Here is a 15,242-nt window from a genome sequence, read left to right on the forward strand (position 1 = left end):
ATTTTGCTTCTATATATAAGACAATCAGAACAGACCAAAGGTTTACCTTCCGTTCGTTAAATTAACACAACAAACGGTTAACAAAACATTACTGTTATATTCTATCATCAATTAAAAACCAAAGCACTTGCGTATGTCCGTCAACTTTACGTAATTTGTCTACTCATTTTTCTGAATCAGATTAAACAAATTTATGGAGAAAAAACATCAGTATCAAGGCTTAACCAAACAAGAAGTAGAAGAAAGCAGGCGCCTTCACGGCGAAAATATCCTCACTCCACCAGAGAAAGCCTCTCTCTGGAGTCAATTCCTCGAAAAGTTTAATGATCCGATCATCAAGATCCTGCTGGTAGCATGGTTGTTATCAATGATTATTGCCGGCGTACATTGCTGGGGACCGGAAGCGAAAGGGTTTACCGCTTTCCTGGAGCCGATCGGTATATTCTTTGCCATCATGCTGGCATCCTGTGTCGGCTTTTTCTTCGAACTGAAGGCCAACAAAGCATTCGATGTGCTGAATACCGTCAATGACGATACACTGGTCAAAGTGATCCGCGAAGGAAATATCTGCCAGGTAACCAAAAAAGAAGTCGTTGTCGGCGACATCGTCGTACTGGAAACCGGAGAGGAGATTCCTGCCGACGGTCATTTGCTGGAAGCTATATCTTTGCAAATCAACGAATCGACACTGACCGGGGAACCAATTATCAGTAAAACAACCAACGAAGCCGAATTCGATCCTGAAGCGACCTATCCGTCCAATATGGTCATGCGGGGAACAACTGTTGTCGACGGGCATGGAGTCATGAAAGTCGAACTAGTGGGAGACGCTACCGGATATGGTAAAGTATATGAAGGTTCGCAGATTGAAAGCGACATAGAGACTCCGCTCCAGATACAGCTGAAAGGACTTGCCGCCGTAATCAGTAAAGGAGGGTATACGGTTGCCGGGCTTACTTTTATTGCCTTGCTGATCAAATTATTACTCGGTTCATCGGGTATGCCGGTCATGGATCTGATCTCCCATATACTGAATATCTTCATGATAGCAGTAACCCTGATCGTAGTTTCCGTTCCTGAAGGTTTGCCGATGAGCGTAACCCTCAGCCTTGCCCTGAGTATGAACCGCATGCTCAAGACAAACAACCTGGTCCGCAAAATGCATGCCTGCGAAACGATGGGGGCGACTACGGTTATCTGTACCGACAAAACCGGTACGCTGACACAAAACCAAATGCAGGTTTACCAGACCAATTTCTATAATCTCAAAGACCAGAAACTGGGAGACGATGAACTAAGCAACCTTATTAAGGAAGGTATTTCCGCTAACTCGACTGCCTTCCTCGACTTCTCGGAAGAGAAAGTAAAGACATTAGGCAACCCTACCGAAGCAGCTTTATTGCTTTGGCTGAACAGCCAGCAACAAAACTACCTGACATTAAGAGAAGAAGCGCCGGTCATGGACCAGCTGACCTTCTCGACCGAACGGAAATATATGGCGACAGTCGTTAAGTCGCCGCTATTGGGTAAAAAAGTGCTGTACGTAAAAGGGGCACCGGAAATTGTACTGGCAAACAGCCAACGTGTAGCCATTGACAACACTTATAAACCGGTAGACGCCTGCAAAGCCGATATCGAAAAACAACTGCTGGATTACCAGAATCAGGCAATGCGTACACTCGGTTTTGCTTATCAGATTATTGAAGACGGACAGGACGAATCGTTCTTCGTCAATGGCCGCCTGCATAATACCGACCTGACCTATCTGGGAATCGTTGCGATCTCCGACCCTGTCCGTGCAGATGTTCCGGCCGCCGTACAAAGCTGTCTGAATGCTGGTATTGATGTAAAGATCGTAACCGGTGATACTCCGGGAACGGCCCGTGAGATTGGCCGTCAGATCGGAACCTGGAAACCGGAAGATACCGACCGCAACATCATCACAGGTCCGGGCTTTGAAGCACTGACCGACGAAGAAGTGCTCGACCGCGTGCTGGATCTGAAAATCATGTGCCGCGCCCGTCCTACCGACAAACAACGCCTGGTGCAGTTATTACAGAAGAAAGGTGCCGTAGTTGCCGTAACCGGCGACGGAACCAACGATGCTCCGGCCCTGAAAGCCGCCCAGGTGGGTCTTTCCATGGGTGACGGAACCTCTGTTGCCAAAGAATCCAGCGACATCACGATCCTGGATAACTCCTTCGGAAGTATCACACGTGCCGTAATGTGGGGACGTTCCTTGTATCGTAATATCCAGAAGTTTCTCTTATTCCAGTTAACCATCAACGTGGCAGCCTGTCTGATCGTGCTGCTGGGTTCGCTGTTCGGGACCGAATCACCGCTTACCATCACACAGATGTTATGGGTAAACCTGATCATGGATACATTTGCCGCCGGAGCATTGGCCTCCCTCCCCCCTAACGAACGGGTTATGAAGGATAAACCCCGCCGGAGCGGAAAAGATGGCGATTTTATCATCACCCGGCCGATGGCATACAATATCTTCGGAGTAGGTATTGCTTTCGTGCTGATCCTAATGGGAGTATTGTATTATTTCCATGCACAGACTGGACTGACGCCGCATGACTTGTCGTGGTTCTTCAGCTTCTTTGTAATGCTTCAGTTCTGGAATATGTTCAATGCCAAGGCATTTATGGAAGGCCGTTCAGCATTCGCTAACCTGAAAGAGAGTAAGAGCTTCCTGTTTGTAGCCCTGCTTATCCTTATCGGTCAGTATCTGATCGTTACGTTTGGCGGAGAGATGTTCAATGTGGTTCCTTTGTCTTTAAAAGACTGGGGTATCATTATCGGTTCCAGCTCGCTGGTTCTCTGGATAGGTGAAATTGCACGAGGCATCAGCCGGCTTACTAAGAAGTAAGCCGGAATAAACAAATTCTGAGAATAACTTGCTGAGCTTGATTATAATATTTACATTTGCTCAAATAGAAAACAAAAAGATATATGGAAATAGAAATAAAGCACGGAACAGAGACAGTAATCTGTCTTTCCGGACAGCTGGATACACTCAGTTCGCCCGATCTGGAAAAAGAGATTACCAATATACTTGAAGGTAATGCGCAAAACGTGGTGCTTGACGGTGGAAAACTCACATATATCAGCAGTGCCGGACTTCGCTTGCTTCTCATTCTGCAAAAAAAGATGGGCCAGAAAGGCGGAACATTTGTATTGAGGAATATCCAGGACAGCATTATGGAGATATTCAAAATAACAGGTTTCTCTTCTTTTCTTACCATTGAATAACAAGATTCAAACTCCGGTAGAATGACCAGCACACTACACATTAAGAATAATCCGGAACAACTTGCGCTCCTGTATGATTTTCTGGAAATACAGGCCAAGAGTTGCGGAATTGACACAGCACTGCTGATGCAGATAAAGCTGGCGATGGATGAGGCTGTAACAAATGTTATTCAATATGCATATCCCGGTATGGAAGGAGATATAGGCATTGATATGGGGTGCGACGACGGACTATTGAAAATAGTCATAACCGACAACGGCATCCCATTTAACCCTTTGGAAACGCGGGAGCCGGATATTACACTTCCATTGGAAGAACGCCCGATCGGCGGACTAGGCATCTTTTTGGTAAAACAACTGATGACAGATGTCAGATACGACCGTTCCGAAGGAAAGAATAGATTAACAATGACCAAAGAAATTCAGTAATATGGCCGACTTCGATATAAAAGAGATAGCTTCCCTCAAAAGACAGCTGCGCATCATAGAAAAACTGACGCTGGCAGGTTGGATACTCATCATTGCGGGTTTCTACTATGACTGGGACACAGTTCCCGGCATCATGCTGGTCGTGCAGATCGTTCTTTATATATTAAAAGGACGCCTACGAAAGAAGCTGAAACAAAAAGAATATCTGGCCAAAATAGTGGAAGAACGTACCATCGAACTCCGTATCCAGCGGGATCAGGTACTGAAAGAATCCGAAAAGTTGTCGCAAGCGCTGGATGCCCTTGCCAAGGCACAGGACGAACTGGTTCGAAAAGAGAAACTGGCTACTGTAGGGCAACTTACACAAGGGTTGGTGGACCGTATCCTGAATCCGGTGAACTACATCAATAACTTTGCCGGCCTGTCGGCGAACCTGATCAAAGACCTGAAAGACAACATCACGAACGAGCAATCTGTCATGACGAAAGAAATCTATGAAGACAGCATCGAAATACTCGACATGATAGAAGGCAACCTGCAAAAGATCAATGAACATGGTTGCAACACCGTCCGCATTGTCAAAGCGATGGAAGATTTGTTGAAAGACCGGCACGGCGATGTGACTTCGACCGACCTGTGCGACCTGTGCAAAGTAAACGTCGATGTCCTTAACAAACTATTCAAAAAAGAAATTGAAGAAAATCAGATACAGATACATATAGAATGCCCCGAAAAGCCGGTTATGGCTGAAATTAATATCGAACAGATGAACAAGGCACTAGGCAGCATTCTTAAAAACAGTATTTATGCATTGCTCCGTAAACTGCAAAAACAAAGTTTCTCTCCTTTTATCACTATAAAACTGGAAGAAAGAGGCAACAATACTGTATTTATCAGTATCTATGACAACGGGATCGGTATCGAAGACAGTATCAAGGACAAGATATTCGAACCATTCTTTACAACCAAACCTTCTGCCGAAGCAGCCGGTGTCGGGTTGTATCTCTGCCGTGAAGTTATCCTCAACCACCAGGGTTCGATCCTGGCGAAAAGCGAAAAGGATAGCTATACAGAATTCTTAATTACAATTCCTATCAGTCAAAAAAGGATTAACAATGAATGAGAACACCCAAAAAGAAATTGAGAAGCTGAGGAAACAGATCAGCCAACAGGAGAAGATGGCTTCACTCGGATTATTGAGTGCCGGCATTGCACATGAGATACAGAATCCTCTTAATTTCGTGATCAATTTCAGCAAAGTTTCGCAGAAGTTACTAAAGGATATGCAGGAAGTCCTGGATGAACTCGGAGACGCATTACCGGAAGACTCAGTCGAAGAGATCAAAGAGATCATGTCTGACCTGGAAGGTAATATGAACAAGATAGAGGAGAACGGCAACCGGGCTTCGGGAATTGTGCGTGGCATCCTGCTTTATTCACGCGGCAAAGACGACGAATATATCCCGACCGACCTGCATCAGCTGACCAAAGAATATGTATGGCTTTCTTACCATGCAGTCAAGGCAAACAACAAAAGTTTCAATGTCGCGATACAGGAAGAGTATGCCGTCGACCTGCCATTAGTAAAAGTTATTCCGCAGGATTTCAGCCGCGCCATACTCAACCTGATGAACAATGCCTGCTACGCCGTATTCAGCAAGTCGAAAGAGATAGCCGATGCGACCTATCAGCCAACCATCAGGGTATGCCTGAAAAAAGAGGGTGACCGTATAAACCTGAGCATAGAAGACAACGGACAAGGAATTTCGGAAGAGACAAAAAAGAAACTCTATACGCCTTTCTTCACGACAAAACCGATCGGTGAAGGCACCGGTCTCGGATTGTCGATCACTAAATCGATTATCGAACAAAAACATAACGGTACGATCGGAATGGATTCACGCCCCGGCGAATATACCCGTTTTACTATTTCTATTCCTATCCAACAATAACAGAGACAAAAGTCATGGCTATAAAAATATTAAGTGTAGACGATGAATTAGACCTGGAAAGGTTGCTTACCCAATATTTCCGTCGCAAGATAAAGAAAGGAGAATATGAATTCTATTTTGCGCACAACGGACTGGAAGCACTTCAACTGATGCTTGTCCAACCGGATTTCGATGTGATACTAAGTGACATCAATATGCCGGAAATGGACGGACTGACCTTGCTTGCCAAAATCAACGAAATGCAAAATCCGGCTCTAAAATGCATCATGGTTTCAGCCTACGGAGATATGGACAATATCCGTAGTGCCATGAATCAGGGAGCATTCGACTTCACGACCAAACCGATCAATCTGGAAGACCTGGAACGTACGATCGAAAAAGCAGCCGAACAAATATCATTCATCAAAAAAGCACAGCAGGAGCATTCGCAACTGGAATCCATCCGTAACGACCTTCACATCGCCCAGGAGATTCAGCAAACGATCCTGCCGAAAACATTTCCTCCGTTTCCCGAACTGAAAACGTTCGATATCTATGCCTATATGAATGCGGCAAAATATGTGGGAGGCGACTTCTACGATTTCTTCCGCATAGATCAGGACCGTTTGGGATTTGTTATTGCAGACGTTGCCGGCAAAGGTGTCCCGGCTGCCATCTTTATGGCGATCAGCCGGACTGTTATCCGGACAATTGCACTGACGGAAAACTCGGCAGCCATGTGCATGCAACGCTCAAATACGTTCCTTTGCCAGGAGAACGTTAATGAAATGTTCGTAACAGCGTTTTACGGAATACTGAACCTGAATACCGGTCTTGTAACCTATTGTAATGCCGGTCATAATCCACCGGTTCTAATGAAAGCAGATAACACGGTTGTATCAGTCCCGCTCACAAACGACTTTATATTGGGCGGCGTAGAAAACATGACTTATCACGAAAAGACTTTGCAGTTATCGCCCGGCGACAACCTGCTGCTCTATACGGACGGAATAACAGAAGCGATGAATACCTGCCACGAACAGTACAGCGAAAAACGTTTGCTGGAAAACTGCCGGGAGTTGATCGGAAAGAGTCCCAAAGAAATTGTAGACAGAATAACGGAAACGGTAGGAAAATTCGTTGTAGGAGCCGTACAATCGGATGATATCACCTTGTTGTCTATTACCTATCAGGGATAAAAGACTTCCACAGAATAGTAAAAAGGAGATGCCCCGGTCGGAACATCTCCTTTTTTATATACATTATATATATGTACTTATTTCAGTAAAGCATCACGGATACCCATGATATCTGCATTAGCAGCTCTGGCATCCTGGATAGTTCCGACTTTTTCCTTCAACGGGCTGATAGTTGTACCCAGCTGTTGCAGGTCTGGATAATAAGAAGCCAGGTCGGCTACTACTTCTTCCAGCATAGTCACACGTTTCAGCATATTATCAGAAAGTCCGGCAGATGTAGCATCCCCTTTAATAACCAATGTCGGGTTAGCAAGCAGACAAGCATATTCAGCAGAAGAGGCACCTAAGATTTCAATCTGTACATCGATCTTGTTTTCGGCAGCCATCTTGTCGATGATCTTATCTTCCTGTGCATTCATGAAAGCCTGCAACTGTTCTTTGGTTGCATCTTTCGGAGCTTCCTCTTTCAGGATATCGAGTACAAAAGAAACATTCAGGTCTGTAGCCAGTTTTACAATGGCTCCTTCTACTTCTGCAGTAGGCTGACCGATCGCTTTCAACACATTGTAATCAGCCATATACATACCGAGTGCACGCGCTTTTTGTGTAGCAGTACTTAGTTCAGCAGCTTTAGCAACAGGCAGCATATAAGTTAAATCACCCACTTTTACCTGAACTTCACCGCTGGACAAACGATAAGGAATTTCTGACTCCGGCATATCAGCCAGGAATTTAACAGTTTCCTGTTTTACTTCTTCAGTTAACAAATCTTTCGGCGCTTTACCTGCTATAACGGCAGCTTCTTCCGTCTTTTCGGCTTCATTTGATTTTTTAGCTCCGTTGCAGGAAATCATGCCCACCATTAATGCGGCTATTGCAAGCACGCTTAATACACTCTTTTTCATGTTACTTTATTTAATAATTTATATTCCAGCTTTTTTATTCTTCTCTCAGGAAACGTCCCGGAAACTCTGCGAATATAGCGATAATAGCTAATAATGCAAAGAAACCTATAATCAATAAATTAAAATTATAGGTAGAAATTAACATACTGCCCAGTTTTTTCTCATAAGAATAGAAAGGAGCCCTGCCAAACGGATTATCCGGAACAATATAAATCTGACCGACGGCCGGATAGATGCGATGCCCGTGCTCTTTATAAAAGTTACGGCCACCGGTTCCCATAACCAGGTCTTCGATAGCCGAATTATGATACTTTTTCTTCTGTTCGGTTACCCATTCAGCCCCTTTTTCGCGTATATCCTTTTCCTGTACCTGATCCAGATAGGCCGTAAAGTTATGAGCGCGCTCGTGCAACGCTGAATCTACCTTATCCAGATACGACAAGTAAGTTTCACCTTCATGGCGGGAAGCGATACGGGCGGCACGTCCCAATACGGCAAGTTCATTTTCTACCGTCAGACGTTTGTCCGGATCATCTTTTCCCTCCAGTTGTTCAGCCAGGCGACGCACTTCTTTCGAATGTATATTTTCATAATACTGCGCCAGATATTTTTCCCTCTCTATCGGGAAGTAAGCCTGATTGTAAGCATTATCGGCAAATTGCTCTACCATCAAGGTCTCAAAAGCCCAGCGCGAAGGGATAATATCACCGATCAACGGGACCTTATTTTCCTTTGAAGCACTGGTATTCAAATCATCAAACTTGATAACCAATCCGCAAAGCAATATCTGCGGGATCAACAAAAGAGGAATAGTTATATAGATCGCAACGACAGAGTTCATCGACTGTGACAAAATCAGTCCCGTCAGATTGGCTAGGAAAGAGGTTGCCCAAAGGATACTCCACCAAACACCAAACATCTCCCATCCTACCCCTATGATCGTATTTCCCACTAAAATAAAAAGTAAGGACTGAAGTCCGGATACTCCCAGCAGGTAAACTATTTTAGATGTAAGATAGCTGCTACGGCTTAACCGGAGGAAATGTTCCCGCTTCAGGACAGGCCGGTCTTTTATAATCTCTTCGGCACTTATACTCAACCCCATAAAGGTAACCACAATAACCGACATAAAGATATAAGACACAAAATTCTTGTTAGCCAGCAAAGTATATTCGTCACCATCCACATACCGGGTAAGCAAAGCAACGATCAGCGCCAGCAACGGAGCTTCGAGCAACGTAATTGCCAGATATTGCTTATTAACCAGTTTTGTCCGGATATTCCGTTCCAGGAAAATACAAAACTGTTTGAACCAGGTCGGTTTTTTCTGCTTGCTGTCAGGCAGTTCCTTCTCCTCAACCGGTGTATAGGACGGACGCGACGAAATATATTTCTCGTGCCATTCTTCAGGTGTAAACTTCCGGATGTTCGTCTGATTTCCGGAGTCGTCGATCTTCTTCGAGTCGATAATATTCAGAATCAGTTCCGGATTCACATTCCCGCAGGTACTGCAAACGCTGATATCCGGATCGGTATATTTCGCAGCTTGTTTGAAATAAATAATCGCTTCGATCGGATTTCCGTCATAAATGGGATAACCTCCCCGGTCCAGTAACCAGAGACGGTCGAATAATTTATAGATTTCAGACGATGGCTGGTGGATATTGACAACGACCAGCTTCCCCCGGTGCGTCTGTTCTTTCAGCAACATGATAACTTTCTCGGAGTCGGATGAAGATAAACCGGAGGTCGGCTCGTCCAGATACAGGATAGCCGGTTCACGGATCAGTTCAAGGGCTATATTCAACCGTTTCCGCTGTCCCCCGCTGATCGTTTTACGGATGGGGGAACCGACTTCCAGGTCTTTTATCCCTTCCAGGTCCAATTCTTTCAATACATTTTCGACCCGCGCTTTGATTTCCTGATCCGAAAGACGGGCAAAACAGAGACGCGCCGTGAACCAAAGGTTCTGATACACGGTAAATTCTTCTATCAACAAGTCGTCCTGCGGAACAAAACCGATCAACTGACGGGCTTCGGGGGCATCCAACGGGTAGCCGTTCACCGTAATACTACCCTCATCGGGACGGATATTCCCGTTCATGATACCCAACAAAGTAGATTTACCGACTCCGCTTCCTCCCATTATCGCGACCAACTGGCCCGATTCCAGGTTAAAAGAAAAGTTATGCAAACCGTTGGTACTATTCTTAAAAGTAAAATTCAAATCTCTACCGTTCAGGAATATGGCTTCCTTCCGTTCATTCTTATTATATACGGTCAGCAGATCACTGTAATAAACCGGAAGAAACAACGGTCCTTTCAACACACTACTATGCTGCCAAGCATAAAAGATACCCGGCGACAAAGGAATATCGTTCATGAAAACGACACCTGAGCCATAGTAAGTAAAGATTTGCTTGTCAAACCGCCGGATAAAGAGTACACGAATAAAACCGTCCATCCCTTTACGGGTAATATGATTCCCTATGGCGGCATCCTCTCCACTGATAGTCAATAAAGAAGAAGAGGGTTTTCCGGTAATAAAAGCAAGTATATCGTCAAACTCTTCTTGCGGAATAGCAAAAATATCAGCCACCAGATGAAAGAGTGGCAAATGATTTTCAAACTCTTCCGAGTTCGAATAGGCGAACTCCACAAAGCGGACCAGAAGAAGCAGCTGTTCTTCCGCCACCAGCTTCACCTTCATCTGTTCACAGATATTGCGGATCACATTCTCCTTATCTACAGGAAAAAGCGGATCATCGTACATGCTACGCAACTCACTGTATAACTCAATATACTCTTTATGGGAACGGACACCGAAATGACTGGACAAATAGAAATGAACTGCACGGCTCGCCTGTTGTTCTTCGATACGTACAGCCGAAGCAAAAACAGCAAACAGATTCAACAAACCGTTCAGAATGGTCTCATTCATATATTCACAGATAATAAAGAATTATCTTACAAAGATAAAATTAAAAATATGAAACAAAGAAAAAACTTACACTAATCCCCCAAAATATCCGAATATATAAACAATTATATTTCTTATAAAAGAAAGAATGTTATTTGTTTTTATTCCTTTTTATAGAACAATAAAACAATTCTCAAAAATATTCTTCAGTTTTCTTAAGACTATCAACCAAAAAATATTCTCATACTGTTTTCTAAAAGAAACAAGAACTAAATACATAAAAGTTTAACTTATATAGAAATGGTATGAAAACAAAAAGTAACACAGTAAAGAAATCCACTCCCATATTGGAGAACAGGAAGAGATTTGGAAATAATAAATTCATTCAAGGTCTGATTGTATTTGTTGGAATCGGATTATATTTCTTTTCACGCAAATCAAAAGTTAAGATCAAGCATACACTTTTATTAGCTACAATTTGCTTGTTTAGTTTTCTTTCGTTATCATGCAGCAATAAAAAACAGAATAAGATCGATATAAACAAAGCCTTGGATAATGCCATAGAAAAAGTGGAACACGAGGCAGACAAATTAAAAAACACTTTGTATGAAACTAAGAAAGAAAACCGAAAAGGAACAGATAAGATAAAACATAAAGTAGAAAAAATATAAAAATAAAAAACTTATTACAATGGACTTACATTCAGGATTACCCTATTGGATAATTAAAAATCCTCTATTTGATTATTTTAATCCTTTGAAAAAGGATCTGGAAACGGATATAGTAATTATTGGTGCCGGTATTACCGGTGCTCTCATGGCACACGAACTATGCCGAACGGGACTGAAATGTTGCGTTGTGGACAAACGGAGTATTGCCACAGGAAGTTCTGCTGCCAGTACGGCATTACTACAATACGAAATTGATGTTCCGCTTTGCCGAATGGTAAAACAAATCGGTGAAAAAAAAGCGGTAACTGCTTACCGTTCTTGCCTTCAATCGATATCAGATATTGAGGCTGTTTTAAAAGAAACAGGAATTGATGCCGATTTTGAATGGCTACCCAGCATTTTCTATGCCAGTAATGAAAAAGGCGTGAAACTTATCGAACGTGAATATAAAATACGCAAACAACACAGACTTCCAACAAAACTATTAAACAAGGAAGAACTTTATAGGAAATATAAACTGAAAACCTATGCGGGAGCGTTACTCAATGATCAATCAGCACAGATTGATGCCTATAAAGCAGCGACACAACTCCTCTGGTATCACATGCAAAAAAATCATTTACAGATATTCACCCACACAGAAGTAACGTCATGTAAAGAAATATCTGAAGGCTGTCGACTGAAAACAAAGGAAGGCTCAATCATTCAATGCAAATATGTAATCATCGCGGCCGGTTTTGAAGCAGGAGAGTTTCTACCCAAGAAAGTAATGAAGTTAACTTCTACTTACGCGCTTATCTCTCACCCTATCGACCGTAAAGACTTATGGACGAAACATTGCCTCATCTGGGAAACTGAAGAACCTTATATATATGTAAGGACTAGCGGTAACCGCATTATCATAGGAGGAGAGGATGAAGAATTCAACGATCCAGAAGCAAGGGATGAACTGCTTCGAAAAAAAACGGAAATACTTGAAAAGAAATTTCACAAGCTATTACCTTCTGTACCTTTCAAAACAGAAATGGCTTGGTGCGGTACATTCAGTACAACAAAAGACGGACTTCCTTTTATTGGAACATGGCCGGGAACGAAACATATATTTTTCGATCTAGGATACGGTGGTAATGGTATCACATTCAGTATGATTGGTGCACAGATCATACGTAATACCCTACAAGGAATAAAGGACGAACGCAAAGATATATTTGGTTTCGAACGTATCCTCTAAACGCCACAAACCAATATCTAACAAATAAGAGAAGGAGGAACAGAGATCACTCTCATTCCTCCTAAAACAATGTCAAATCATCTGGAAAAATTTACATTTTTCACTTAGTGGTTTAACCACACCGGAAATCTGCTCCTACCATAAAAATCATAAAATAACAATCCTACCCAACTGGTAAAGACTATCAATATAACAGCTATCAGCCTTTTTCTTCTAGGAGCATTAAGATTCCAGATTCTAAGTGCAGCTTTTAAAGCCAAAACCAAGCCTATAAACCATATTGCTAAATAAACCATACCTGTTCCACACTTTTTATATTAGAACAATTCAAGTTCAACATGTTATTAAACGTATTCACCAAAAATTCCTACATTTCCCTACTTAACCATAATAGACTCTATCGGTTGCTGTTTACTTCTGTCCAAAGGTTTTGCATGATATTGAACAGAAGAAAAATCTATCGTGTTCAGATCTATACTCCGGATTGCGCTATTATACATAGTACGGAAATAAACTATACGATTTTGCATATCAGTAACTGAAGTCCATTGCGTTGCACTTGGTATATCGGCTGCAACTTCTCCCGTAGCAACTTCTATTCCTATCGGAATATCAAAACTATTTAATATCTGAAAAGCCTGAAAAACCACATCTAGAGCCGTTTTCTGTCTGGGTGCCGAAGTCTGATAAAAAGCTGCACGTACAAAACGGGATGGCGGAGTCACATCACCTGGTATTCCCAGAAAACCACTTCCTGAACCAAAAGGAGACAAACGGAGTACTCCTAAAGATTGCCCTGGTGCCGCCCCAGGAAACAAATTCACATAGTTATTAAGATTGGTCAATTGCCAGTCAAACCCAGGAGAATTAGTCAAGACTCCCAATGTATTTTCATAAAAACGAGGTTCTCCTCCTATTATTTCAAGCACAAGCTGACGCCCCGAAATATCGGCAAATCTCCAATGAACTGTTGAAATTTGGGGATCTAAACTGATAATCCTAACCTTACTTATAGCCTCTTTTATATCATCTACACTTGCACACTCCCCCAACAACCAAGAGACTAACTGAAGATCGGAGATACTTATATCTCTTTTAGAAGCTTCATATTTTTCATATTCTCCATATTTCGGAAAATAAAACAATCCGGCAGACAGCCCAACTTCATTCAAACCTTCTGCTATAAACTCCTTCTGTTCTACTGCAAATCCGACATAACCGTATCTGGTTTTAAAAGTCATACCATTAATGCCATCTGGTGTGTACGATATAGCTTGATAGCCACGTGGAACCACCACGTATTGGCTATTCAAATTACCTCCTCCCCATTCTATCGTGCGTGCCACTATTGTTGTTCCACTTTCACTTTTCAAAGTAATTCCTGTACACGCATTTGTTTTCAATGGGAACTTAAATATTAAAGCCATACCAAGAAACAATAAAAATAATCTTGTTCTCATACTATTTATTTTTGATTTTTATAAAGAAAACCAATACCAGCAACCAACGGGAGCGCATCTTCACAGATACGTCCCGTCTACTTAAAGAGAGATTTTATTTAATGATAATTTAGCAGGTATATTATATATCGATTCTTTCCTGTGTTTTTCTGCTTCCGTATGCACCGGCCAAACAACACAAAACAGCTCCAATCAACAGGGCAAAGAAAGATATAAGAGCTGATCGCGCGGCAGCATCCGCAGCTTTATCCGCAGCTTCTAATGTATTCTGTTTCACTTCCTGCCATTCTTGGGTCGCTTTCTCCAAACTTTGTTCCAGATTCCGGATTTGTTTGTCTGCTTCGGTTGATGCCTTACGCATAATTTCCGTATACTGCTTGATCGCTTTATCGGCTTCAGCTTTTGACATATTGGTATTATTTGCCAAGGCTTTGGCCAAGTCATTACGATCTATACTTTTAGTCCAATTATTCGTTTGTTCTTTCAAACGGGTAAGAAAGTTTTTAAAAATTTCATCTGCATCTTCAGGAGAAGCAATCGCTTTCTTCACAGATTTTCCTAAGTCGGTCTTTACATTTTCAAGTTGCTTCTGCAAATAATCGGGTTGCAACTCTTTCACTTTGCTTTTAGCAAGCACCGCACGGATATCCTTCGGAATCTCTCCATCTTTCAAATCTACTTTAAAATCAATTCCACCGAATAATTCTTTCGCTTGATCCGAAAGTGCAGAAACTCCACTACCGACAATCGAGCCAGTTCCGGAAATAACCCCTCCTGCAACCGACGATGCAGCTCCTAATGCATTCATAGTTAACTTTGCAGCTCCAACAGTAAGTAAAACGCCGAAAAATGCCCCGACAATAAGTGTCGTGCCCCAAACCAGGAAGCCATGTATCAAACCATCTACTCCTGCTAATTTACCGGCTACAAAACCACCTGCAATCATGCTGACAATCAAAGCGACAGCAGTACCTATACCAACCGTAGTCCCAATACCCGAAACCGGATTATCTGCAAATGGGTCAAACATAAACAATCCGATACTGGAGCCTAATACCGACAATAAAATAGAAACAGCCAGCACTGTCACCACACCACCAAATACACTACCCCAGGAAACTCTTTTTTTCAATTCATCCCAATTATTTAAACGTGTCATAATGCTTAAATTTTAATCAATTACTCTGTTCTTAAAAATATAGAGACCATCTCCTAAACACATTACGGGATGGTCT

13 protein-coding genes are annotated in these 15,242 nt (G+C 42.5%); 8 read left to right on the forward strand and 5 right to left on the reverse strand.

Annotated elements, in window-relative coordinates; genetic code table 11:
* The first annotated feature begins 193 nt into the window (after positions 1 to 193).
* The 6 genes from HMPREF1535_RS02820 to HMPREF1535_RS02845 all read left to right on the forward strand — a co-directional run bounded on the left by HMPREF1535_RS02820 (position 194) and on the right by HMPREF1535_RS02845 (position 6,820).
* A complete protein-coding gene (locus tag HMPREF1535_RS02820; protein WP_046145235.1) occupies positions 194 to 2,878 on the forward strand; it encodes a calcium-translocating P-type ATPase, PMCA-type in 2,685 nt (894 codons plus the stop codon).
* An 83-nt stretch (positions 2,879 to 2,961) separates the two neighbouring features.
* Complete coding sequence (locus HMPREF1535_RS02825) at positions 2,962 to 3,261, forward strand: STAS domain-containing protein (RefSeq protein WP_007654542.1); 300 nt, start codon at positions 2,962 to 2,964, stop codon at positions 3,259 to 3,261.
* Between the two features lie 21 nt (positions 3,262 to 3,282).
* Positions 3,283 to 3,690 carry an ATP-binding protein gene (locus HMPREF1535_RS02830; protein WP_007654549.1) on the forward strand — a complete coding sequence of 136 codons (408 nt, stop codon included), beginning with the start codon at positions 3,283 to 3,285 and terminating at the stop codon, positions 3,688 to 3,690.
* 1 nt (position 3,691) lies between these two features.
* Entirely contained in the window at positions 3,692 to 4,813 is a 1,122-nt protein-coding gene (locus HMPREF1535_RS02835) for a sensor histidine kinase (protein ID WP_010802132.1), read from the forward strand.
* Entirely contained in the window at positions 4,806 to 5,642 is an 837-nt protein-coding gene (locus tag HMPREF1535_RS02840; RefSeq protein ID WP_010802131.1) for a sensor histidine kinase, read from the forward strand. Before HMPREF1535_RS02835 ends, HMPREF1535_RS02840 begins: the two co-directional genes overlap by 8 nt.
* A 14-nt stretch (positions 5,643 to 5,656) precedes the next feature.
* Positions 5,657 to 6,820: a PP2C family protein-serine/threonine phosphatase gene (locus tag HMPREF1535_RS02845; protein WP_046145236.1), complete on the forward strand. Its 1,164-nt coding sequence runs from the start codon at positions 5,657 to 5,659 to the stop codon at positions 6,818 to 6,820.
* A gap of 77 nt (positions 6,821 to 6,897) precedes the next feature.
* Here HMPREF1535_RS02845 and HMPREF1535_RS02850 read toward each other — a convergent pair whose 3' ends face one another.
* Together HMPREF1535_RS02850 and HMPREF1535_RS02855 are read right to left on the reverse strand one after the other, a co-directional pair.
* Positions 6,898 to 7,725: a hypothetical protein gene (locus tag HMPREF1535_RS02850; protein ID WP_046145237.1), complete on the reverse strand. Its 828-nt coding sequence runs from the start codon at positions 7,723 to 7,725 to the stop codon at positions 6,898 to 6,900.
* Positions 7,726 to 7,759: 34 nt separating this feature from the next.
* Positions 7,760 to 10,666 carry an ATP-binding cassette domain-containing protein gene (locus HMPREF1535_RS02855; RefSeq protein WP_046145238.1) on the reverse strand — a complete coding sequence of 969 codons (2,907 nt, stop codon included), beginning with the start codon at positions 10,664 to 10,666 and terminating at the stop codon, positions 7,760 to 7,762.
* Positions 10,667 to 10,950: 284 nt separating this feature from the next.
* Between HMPREF1535_RS02855 and HMPREF1535_RS02860 the strand changes: the two genes are divergently transcribed.
* Together HMPREF1535_RS02860 and HMPREF1535_RS02865 are read left to right on the forward strand one after the other, a co-directional pair.
* Complete coding sequence (locus tag HMPREF1535_RS02860; RefSeq protein WP_046145239.1) at positions 10,951 to 11,316, forward strand: hypothetical protein; 366 nt, start codon at positions 10,951 to 10,953, stop codon at positions 11,314 to 11,316.
* A gap of 19 nt (positions 11,317 to 11,335) precedes the next feature.
* Entirely contained in the window at positions 11,336 to 12,547 is a 1,212-nt protein-coding gene (locus HMPREF1535_RS02865; RefSeq protein ID WP_046145240.1) for an NAD(P)/FAD-dependent oxidoreductase, read from the forward strand.
* 104 nt (positions 12,548 to 12,651) lie between these two features.
* On the opposite strand, the gene HMPREF1535_RS26165 is transcribed toward HMPREF1535_RS02865, so the two are convergent.
* From HMPREF1535_RS26165 to HMPREF1535_RS02880, 3 genes are all read right to left on the reverse strand, one after another.
* On the reverse strand, positions 12,652 to 12,843 hold the full coding sequence (locus tag HMPREF1535_RS26165) for a hypothetical protein (protein ID WP_007654568.1): 192 nt from the start codon (positions 12,841 to 12,843) through the stop codon (positions 12,652 to 12,654).
* An 81-nt stretch (positions 12,844 to 12,924) separates the two neighbouring features.
* On the reverse strand, positions 12,925 to 14,007 hold the full coding sequence (locus tag HMPREF1535_RS02875; RefSeq protein ID WP_046145241.1) for a linear amide C-N hydrolase: 1,083 nt from the start codon (positions 14,005 to 14,007) through the stop codon (positions 12,925 to 12,927).
* Positions 14,008 to 14,128: 121 nt separating this feature from the next.
* Positions 14,129 to 15,166 carry a hypothetical protein gene (locus HMPREF1535_RS02880; protein ID WP_010802126.1) on the reverse strand — a complete coding sequence of 346 codons (1,038 nt, stop codon included), beginning with the start codon at positions 15,164 to 15,166 and terminating at the stop codon, positions 14,129 to 14,131.
* Positions 15,167 to 15,242: the final 76 nt, after the last annotated feature.

Origin of the sequence: Parabacteroides goldsteinii DSM 19448 = WAL 12034 (assembly GCF_000969835.1) — a bacterium.
Taxonomy (GTDB): domain Bacteria; phylum Bacteroidota; class Bacteroidia; order Bacteroidales; family Tannerellaceae; genus Parabacteroides; species Parabacteroides goldsteinii.

Excerpts from the sequence above, each read along its gene's own strand:
- HMPREF1535_RS02820 (WP_046145235.1), top strand. The coding sequence starts at position 194 with ATGGAGAAAAAACATCAGTATCAAGGCTTAACCAAACAAGAAGTAGAA.
- HMPREF1535_RS02825 (WP_007654542.1), top strand. The coding sequence starts at position 2,962 with ATGGAAATAGAAATAAAGCACGGAACAGAGACAGTAATCTGTCTTTCC.
- HMPREF1535_RS02830 (WP_007654549.1), top strand. The coding sequence starts at position 3,283 with ATGACCAGCACACTACACATTAAGAATAATCCGGAACAACTTGCGCTC.
- HMPREF1535_RS02835 (WP_010802132.1), top strand. The coding sequence starts at position 3,692 with ATGGCCGACTTCGATATAAAAGAGATAGCTTCCCTCAAAAGACAGCTG.
- HMPREF1535_RS02840 (WP_010802131.1), top strand. The coding sequence starts at position 4,806 with ATGAATGAGAACACCCAAAAAGAAATTGAGAAGCTGAGGAAACAGATC.
- HMPREF1535_RS02845 (WP_046145236.1), top strand. The coding sequence starts at position 5,657 with ATGGCTATAAAAATATTAAGTGTAGACGATGAATTAGACCTGGAAAGG.
- HMPREF1535_RS02850 (WP_046145237.1), bottom strand. The coding sequence starts at position 7,725 with ATGAAAAAGAGTGTATTAAGCGTGCTTGCAATAGCCGCATTAATGGTG.
- HMPREF1535_RS02855 (WP_046145238.1), bottom strand. The coding sequence starts at position 10,666 with ATGAATGAGACCATTCTGAACGGTTTGTTGAATCTGTTTGCTGTTTTT.
- HMPREF1535_RS02860 (WP_046145239.1), top strand. The coding sequence starts at position 10,951 with ATGAAAACAAAAAGTAACACAGTAAAGAAATCCACTCCCATATTGGAG.
- HMPREF1535_RS02865 (WP_046145240.1), top strand. The coding sequence starts at position 11,336 with ATGGACTTACATTCAGGATTACCCTATTGGATAATTAAAAATCCTCTA.
- HMPREF1535_RS26165 (WP_007654568.1), bottom strand. The coding sequence starts at position 12,843 with ATGGTTTATTTAGCAATATGGTTTATAGGCTTGGTTTTGGCTTTAAAA.
- HMPREF1535_RS02875 (WP_046145241.1), bottom strand. The coding sequence starts at position 14,007 with ATGAGAACAAGATTATTTTTATTGTTTCTTGGTATGGCTTTAATATTT.
- HMPREF1535_RS02880 (WP_010802126.1), bottom strand. The coding sequence starts at position 15,166 with ATGACACGTTTAAATAATTGGGATGAATTGAAAAAAAGAGTTTCCTGG.